Here is a 7,727-nt window from a genome sequence, read left to right as displayed (position 1 = left end):
CCGCGGCCCCGTCTTTCCTTTGTCCGGGCAAGTCCCGTCCCGGGAGGAGGAAGACGTCAGGCCCTGAAAGCGCCCGTTCCGACCCTGTTGGCCGGTGCGGCGACCCCGGACCCGATCCTTGCCCCGGGTCCGGTCGGATACTCCCGCGCCCCGGCTGGACACCGGGGTGTAACCTGCCCCGCCCGGCCTCCCCCCGGACGGGGCTTTTTCTTGTGACACGGCGTGCCGACCTGTCCGGACCGCGCGGCCCACGCGTTTGCAAGCGCGCCCGCGCACGGGCCACTGCAGAGGCGATGAAGATCGGAATACAGCAGATTCGGGCGACGCTTGCCGGCGGCAGTCTACCAAGCCTCGACAGGCGGCTGGAAAAGGGCGGGCGCGGGGACGCGCGCCCGCCAGAGATGGCGCGGGACGGCCCGGCCTATTCGGCCTGCATCGAGCCGGTCTTGACGAAGCGCAGATGCCAGGACAGCGCTTCGTCCAGAAGATGCGGCGCGTGCTTGCCGTAAGAGCCTTCCATCGCGCGCTTGTAGTAGTCGCGCAGCGCCGGGCGGAAATCGGGATGGGCGCAGTTTTCGATGATCAGCGCCGCGCGCTGCTTGGGCGCGAGGCCGCGCAGGTCCGCAAGCCCCTGTTCGGTCACAAGGATCTGCACGTCCTGAGCGATGTGATCGACATGGGCGACCTTCGGCACGATGGCCGAGATCTTGCCGTTCTTCGCGGTCGAAGGGGTCATGAAGACCGAGACATAGGCGTTGCGCGCGAAGTCGCCCGAGCCGCCGATGCCGTTCTGAATGCGCGAGCCCATGACATGGGTCGAGTTGACGGCGCCGTAGATGTCGGCCTCGATCAGCCCGTTCATGGCGATGCAGCCGAGGCGGCGGACGATTTCGGGGTGGTTCGAGATTTCCTGCGGCCGCAGGATCAGCTTGTCGCGGAACCGGTAGGCATGGTCGTTGAACCACTCCGCGGCGGTGGGGCTCAGCGACAGCGAGGTGGCCGAGGCGCTGCGCAGCTTGCCCGCGTCGAGCAGTTCCAGCATGCCGTCCTGAATGACCTCGGTATAGGCGGTCATGTTCTCGAAGGGCGAATTCATCAGCCCGGTCAGCACCGCGTTGGCGACGTTGCCCACGCCCGATTGCAGCGGCAGCAGCTGCGGCGGCAGGCGACCCTTCGAGACCTCGTGCAGGAAGAAGTCCAGCAGATGCCCGGCAATCGACTGCGCCACCTCGTCGGGGGCCTTGAAGGGCGCGTTGCGGTCCGGCGCGTCGGTTTCGACGATGGCGACGATCTTCTTCGGATCGCAGCGGAAATAGGGCTGGCCGATGCGGTCGTTGGGGCTCGACAGCGGGATCGGCCGGCGATGCGGCGGCAGCGCGGTGCCGTAATAGATGTCATGCATCCCGCGCAGCGCTTCGCTTTGCCAGTGGTTGACCTCGAGGATGACCTTCTCGGCCTGGTCGAGCCAGGTCTTGTTGTTGCCGATCGAGGAGGACGGAATGAGCTGGCCGTCCGAGGTGATGCCCGAAACCTCGACGATGGCGGTGTCGAGCTTGCCGAGGAAGCCCTGCCACGCCATCGGCGCGACCTGGCTCAGGTGCATGTCGAAATAGTTCATCTCGCCCGCGTTGATCTTTTCGCGGGCGATGGGGTCCGAGTTGTAGGGCAGGCGGAACTCGATGCCCCCGGCCTTGGCCAGAGCGCCGTCAAGCTCGGGGCCGGTCGAGGCGCCGGTCCAGACCTTGACCTGGAACGGGTTGCCCGCGGCATGTTCGGCCTCGATCCGGGCGGCCAGCGCCAGCGGCACCGACTTGGGGTAGCCCGATCCGGTGAAGCCGCTCATCCCGATGGTCGATCCGGGTGCAACCAGCGCTGCGGCATCCTCCGCGCTCATCACGCGGTTGCGCAGCGTCGGGTCGCCGATCCTCGATGCGATGGGTTGGGCGATGGTCATGGGCTCCTCCTCCTCGAACTCCCCAACCCGGCCATCCGGTGCGGAGCGGGGAAGTGCTGGTGTTCAGGCGGGAATTCCGGCCCTGGGCGGTCGGAGGGATCCCACGGTTCCGATCTGTTGGACAGACTGCCGTGCCCGACGGCAAGGGTGGATGCCATCATGGCCGCCATGCGCTGAGTGCAATTCTTGTGTTTCGGATGCGTGATTTGCGGGATTTGTGCGCGTGCGGTATAAAATTGCTGTCAGGTGCGATTGTTATCCTGTGCTGCGAAATTGTTTGCGGATGTTCCGGCCTGTCGCGGCAGGGGGGCGATTACATGCGCCTTGCCCAGCCTGCCGTCACGGGCCAGATCCGTCCCGCCATCGACGCCAATCGCCCGTTCCGCCGCCGTCCCGCCGCCGCAGCGCGCTTCGTGGACGAGGGTATACCCACCGAAGAGTCCCCGTCAGGCCGTCTTCCGGTCCGTTGCGAATCATCTGCGAGGGCGGTTTGCCCGGGCCGTCGCGGGCTCAGTTCCCGGTCCCGGCCTTCGGGGCAGAGGCGGCGGGGGCCGGGGGACGAACCCGGAAGACCACGCAATACAGCGCCGGGGCGAAAAGCAGGGTGATGCCGGTTCCGGCGATGATGCCGCCCATCATCGCGAAGGCCATCGGCCCCCAGAACACCTCGCGCGCGATCGGGATCAGCGCGAGGCTGGCCGCGGCAGCGGTCAGCAGGATCGGCCGGGCGCGGCTGTCCGAGGCGCCGTAGACGGCCTCCCAGGGGCTTTGTCCGGCCCGTATCAGCACGTCGACCTCATGGATCAGGATCACCGAGTTGCGGATCAGGATGCCGACGAGGGCCAGCACCCCCAGCAGCGCGACAAAGCCCAGCGGCGCGCCCGAGGGCAACAGCGCCGCGACCACGCCGATCAGTCCCAGCGGGGCCACGGCCAGCACCACGAACAGCAGCCGGAAGCTTTGCATCTGGATCATGACCAGCGTCAGGATGCTGAGCACCATCACCGGCACCACATCGAGGATCGGGGCCTGGCTTTCGGCGCTGGATTCCTCGGACCCGCCCAGCGCGACGCGGTACTCGGGCGGCAGGTCCTTGGCAAAGGCCGCGATCCGGGGCGTGAGGTCGGCCACGATGGTGGCGGGCTGCTCGTCGGCGCGGATCGCCGCGCCGACGGTGATCGTCGGGACCCGGTCGCGTTGGTGGATTTCCGGCTGTTCGGTGGTCCATTCCAGCCGCGCGATCGACAAGAGCGGGATCGGGTCGCCCGCGGCATTGCCGAATTGCAGCGTCTCGAGCGCGGCGATGGTGGAACGGTCGGCCGCCACGCCCCGGGCCAGCACATCGACCAGCTTGCGACCGTCGCGCAGTTCGGTCACGCCTGCGCCCTCGAACAGACCGTAAAGGGTCTGGGCCACGTCGGACTGGGTCAGCCCGAGCTGGCGCAGCCGCGCCTGATCGAGGATCACCCGCACCACGCGGGCCGGTTCCGACCAGTTCAGGCTGATCGAGGTCAGCCGCGGATCGGCATCCAGCAGCGCCGCCAGATCGCGGGCCCGGTCGCGCAGGGGTTCGATATCGGGGCCGGACAGGCGGTACTGCACCGGCTTGCCGACCGGCGGACCCAGCTCGATCAGGCGGGTGTAGAAATCCGCCTCGGGATGGGCGCGGTCATAGGCCGCGATCTTGGCGCGCAGCCGGTCGCGGGCCTCGAGACCCGGCGTCATCACCATGAGCTGGCCGATATTCTCGCTGGCGGTCGGCTGGTCGAGCGTCAGCACGAAGCGCGGAACGCCGCGGCCGACATAGGCGGTCGAATAGCTGGCCTCGTCCTGCTGGCCGAGCCAGGCCTCGAAATCGGCCATCGCGGCATCGGTTGCGGCAAAGGCGCCGTTCTGGCGCAGCGTGACCTCGACGATGATTTCAGGCCGTTCCGAGGTCGGAAAGAACTGTTTTTCCACATGCCCGAGCCCAGCAACCGAGGCCGCGAAAAGCGCGGAGGTCAGCAGGATCGTCGTCCAGCGAAATCGCATCGCCTTCAGCAGGACCGAGCGGAAGGCCCGGCGCACGCGGCCCGCTGCGCGGTGGGCATGGCGCAGTTTCCTGGGCAGGAAGGTCACGCCGAGGATCGGCGCGAACAGAACGGCGACGATCCAGCTGAGCAAGAGCGAGATCGCAATGACGTAGAACAGCGACCGGGTATATTCGCCCGCCTGGCTGGAATTGAAGGCGATGGGGATGAAGCCCGCGGCGGTGACCAGCGTGCCGGTCAGCATCGGAAACGCAATCGAGGTCCAGGCATAGGAGGCGGCCTTCGTCAGGTTCTCGCCGATTTCGAGCCGCGAAATCATCGTCTCGATGGCGATCATCGCGTCATCGACCAGCAGACCCAGCGCGATGATCAGCGCGCCGAGCGACACCCGCTGCAGCGTGATGCCCATCACGTCGAGCAGCACGAAGGTCATGGCCAGCACCAGCGGGATCGACAGCGTCACCACCATCCCCGCCCGAAGCCCGAGCGAAATGAAGCTGACGGCCAGCACGATCAGCACCGCTTCGGCCAGTGCCCTGGTGAAATGGCCGACCGACTCCTCGACGACCCTGGGCTGGTCGGCGACCTTGTGGACCTCGATCCCGACCGGAAGCCGCTGGGCGACCCCGTCCATCACCGCTTCGAGCTCGGCGCCGAATTTCAGGATGTTGCCGCCCTCGCGCATGCCCACCAGAAGCGCGATGCCTTCATGCCCGTTATAGCGGAAAAGCTCGGCCGGCGGGTCGGCATAGCCCGGGGTCACATCGGCCACATCGGCCAGCGAATAGAAGACATCGCCGGTCCGGAGCGGCGTTGCCGCCAGATCCTCGGCCGAGGCGTATTGCCCGGTGACCCGGATCAGGATGCGTTCGCCCGTCGTGCGGATCGTGCCCGAGGGCACGATGGCGTTTTCCCGCGCCAGCGTGTCCAGCACCGCCTCGCGGTCGAGCCCGAGCGCGGCCAGGCGGCGGTTGGAAAACTCGATATGGATCTCGGGGGCGCGCACACCGACCAGCTCGACCTTGCCGGTCTGGTCGAGCCGCAGGATCTCGGATCGGACATCCTCGACCCGGTCTTCCAGCTCGCGGGGCGTGAAGCCGTCGGCGACGAAGGCATAGATGCTGCCGAAAACGTCGCCGAAATCGTCGTTGAAGGAAAAGCCCGCGAATTCCGACGGGAAATCCGCCCGGATGTCCGACATCATGTTGCGGACCCGAAGCCAGGTCGCATCGACCTCTTCGGCGCGCGTGGAATCGCGCAGTTCGACATAGACGACAGACCGGCCGGGATAGGTGACCGAGCGGGTAAACTTGAGCGCGTCGATTTCCTGCAGCTTCTTCTCGATCCGGTCGGTGACCTGGGTCACCGTTTCCTCGGCGGTGGCGCCGGGCAGGGCGGCCGAGACCACCATGACCTTGATCGCGAAGGACGGGTCCTCCTCGCGGCCCATCGACAGATAGGCCAGTGTGCCTGCAACCAGCGAGACCAGCATCAGGAACCAGACCAGCGAGCGGTGGCCGAGCGCCCAGTCCGACAGGTTGAAGCGCGGGCGCAGGCTCATGGGGCCACCCGGGGGCCGACAGCCAGCCCGTCGCGCAGGCAGGCCGCGCCCCTGATCACGATCTCGTCGCCGACCGAAAGGCCTTCGGTGATCTCGATCCGGTCGGCAAGCTGCCGCCCGATGCGGACGGCCACGCGCTCGACCCGTCGGTCGGGCGGCAGCACACGCCAGACCGCCGGATCGGTTTCGGACCCGGTCAGGGCGGTCGCGGGCAGGGTCATCACGGGCAGATCCAGTTGGGCGAGGGTGGCCGACACAAGGCTGCCGATGCGGAAATCGGAATCGCCTTCGGTGATCGTCAGGCGCAACCGCCGGGTGCGGATATTGTCGCCGATGACCGGTTCGACCAGCCGCAGCCGCGCCTTGCGGGGATTGGCGAATTCGGCATGGACCACGACCTCGAACTGCGCATCGCGCGGCAGAACCTGCAGGAATTCGGTCGGCACGTCGATCACCGCCTCGCGGCCCTTCAGATCGGCAAGGGTCAGGATCGGGGTGCCCGCGGCGACCACCGTGCCCTCCTCGACTTCGGTCGAGAGCACGATCCCGTCATTCGGGGCGACCAGCGTGCCATGGCCCAGCGCATCGCGCGCCCGGGCCAGATCGGCCTGGGCGGCCTCGGCCTGGGCCTGGGTCGCATCGCGTGTGGCCTCGGCCTCTTCCAGCTGAGCGCGGGGCGCGATCCCGCGCTCGGCCAGGGTGTTCACGCGCTCGAAGCTTTGACGGGCAAAGGCAGCTTCGGCAAGGGCCGCGCTCAGCGCCGCGCGGGCCGAGGCGACGTCTTCCTGCAGGCTCACCCGATCAAGCGTCGCCAGCACGTCGCCGCCCGCGACCCGGTCGCCGGGATCGACCTCGATCCGGGCGACGCGGCCGATGGTCTGAAAGGCCAGATCGGTGCTGTGCGTGGCCGCGACCACTCCGGCAAAGGCGCGCTTTCGGGTCGGATCGGCACTGACTGTCTCCGAGACCACGGGACGCCCGGTGGCCGGAATGTCGCCGCAGGCCGGGCTTGCCGAGTGGGCGGCCGCGGGAAGGGTCGCAAGGGCAAGAACGAGCAGGCGGATCATTCGGAGCCCTCAAGCGGGCGAACCTCGCGCCCTGGGAAAAGGTACTGGGACCCGGCGCCGACCACGGCTTCGCCCTCGGCCAGGCCCGCGGCAATGCGGATGCCGCCGTCGGTATAGGCGCCGATCTCGACCGGGGCGAGCCGGACCCGGCTGTCGGCGGGGTCGACTGTCCAGACGGCCGGGCCGTCGGCGGTCGCTGTCAGCGCCGTCCAGGGGACCGTTATCGCCGTCTGGCGGGCCAGGGTGACGACCCCAACGACCGGCTGGCCGATGGAAAAGAGCTGCGCGGCCGTGCCATTGATGCGGACCTTGGTCTCGACCGTGCCATTGCCGCCCACGACCGGCGCAAGCTCGCTGACCGGGGCGCTGGTGCCGGGGCCGGGGCCGCCCTCCAGTGGGCTCAGCCGCACGTGGCTGCCCAGAAAGGCGCCGAGTTCGGGGATGTCGGGGACCTGGAACACCGCCTCGCGCGGGCCGCGATTTGCCAGGGTCACCACCGTCTGCCCGGCGGCCATGACCTGGCCCGGCTCGGCCGAGCGGTGGGTCACGATCGCGGGCTCGATGGCGCGCAGCACGGTGTCCTCGGCGGCGCGGGCAGCGACGGCGCGCCGGGCCCTGGCCCCGTTCCGGTCGGACCGGGCCGACAGATAGGCCTGCACCGCGGCATCGAGGTCGGATTGCGTCGTGTTGCCCTCGTCCAGCAGGCGCGTCGCCCGGTCGCGGGCCTGCCGGGCCTGCACCAACGCCGCCTCGGCTGCCTGCAGAGCAGCCGTGGCCGCGCGCAGCCGGGCGTTGGCCTCGGTGGGATCGACCTGCGCGATCACGTCATTCCGGTCCAGCTCGTCGCCCGCTTCGACTGCCACCTCGACGATACGGCCGCCGTCCCGGAACGAGGCGGGGTAATCGTCCACCGCCTCGATTGTGCCGGTCAGGGTGTAGGTGGTTTCGGCGGATTCGGCGCCGACCCGGATGATTTCCACCGGCAGAGGCTGGTCTGCCCCGGCCGGAGCCGCAGCCAGAAGAAGGGCGCCCAAGGCGCAGATCCCATGCCGAGTTGGTCTCAAGTCGCACTCCGATGCCCGGCGGGCGCGGTTCTCCCACCGGTTCGGGATACC

Annotated in this window: 4 protein-coding genes; all 4 read right to left on the bottom strand. The window is 68.5% G+C overall.

Annotation, left to right across the window (positions count from 1 at the left end; all coding sequences use genetic code 11):
* Positions 1 to 421: 421 nt before the first annotated feature.
* The 4 genes from DSD19_RS19250 to DSD19_RS19235 all read right to left on the bottom strand — a co-directional run bounded on the left by DSD19_RS19250 (position 422) and on the right by DSD19_RS19235 (position 7,646).
* Positions 422 to 1,954, bottom strand: a complete 1,533-nt coding sequence (locus tag DSD19_RS19250; RefSeq protein ID WP_113670782.1) for an acetyl-CoA hydrolase/transferase family protein — start codon at positions 1,952 to 1,954, stop codon at positions 422 to 424.
* Between the two features lie 510 nt (positions 1,955 to 2,464).
* Positions 2,465 to 5,545 carry an efflux RND transporter permease subunit gene (locus DSD19_RS19245; RefSeq protein WP_113670781.1) on the bottom strand — a complete coding sequence of 1,027 codons (3,081 nt, stop codon included), beginning with the start codon at positions 5,543 to 5,545 and terminating at the stop codon, positions 2,465 to 2,467.
* Complete coding sequence (locus tag DSD19_RS19240; RefSeq protein ID WP_113670780.1) at positions 5,542 to 6,612, bottom strand: efflux RND transporter periplasmic adaptor subunit; 1,071 nt, start codon at positions 6,610 to 6,612, stop codon at positions 5,542 to 5,544. The genes DSD19_RS19245 and DSD19_RS19240 overlap by 4 nt, the downstream gene beginning before the upstream one ends.
* Positions 6,609 to 7,646, bottom strand: a complete 1,038-nt coding sequence (locus DSD19_RS19235; protein WP_165828188.1) for an efflux RND transporter periplasmic adaptor subunit — start codon at positions 7,644 to 7,646, stop codon at positions 6,609 to 6,611. Before DSD19_RS19235 ends, DSD19_RS19240 begins: the two co-directional genes overlap by 4 nt.
* Between the last annotated feature and the right edge of the window lie 81 nt (positions 7,647 to 7,727).

The sequence above is a fragment of the Rhodovulum sp. BSW8 genome (genome assembly GCF_003314725.1).
Lineage (GTDB): Bacteria > Pseudomonadota > Alphaproteobacteria > Rhodobacterales > Rhodobacteraceae > Rhodovulum > Rhodovulum visakhapatnamense.
Note: the sequence above shows the minus strand (reverse complement) of the source record. Positions and strands in the feature narration are given on the sequence as shown.

Coding starts and splice junctions, on each gene's coding strand:
- DSD19_RS19250 (WP_113670782.1), bottom strand. CDS start 1,954: ATGACCATCGCCCAACCCATCGCATCGAGGATCGGCGACCCGACGCTG.
- DSD19_RS19240 (WP_113670780.1), bottom strand. CDS start 6,612: ATGATCCGCCTGCTCGTTCTTGCCCTTGCGACCCTTCCCGCGGCCGCC.
- DSD19_RS19245 (WP_113670781.1), bottom strand. CDS start 5,545: ATGAGCCTGCGCCCGCGCTTCAACCTGTCGGACTGGGCGCTCGGCCAC.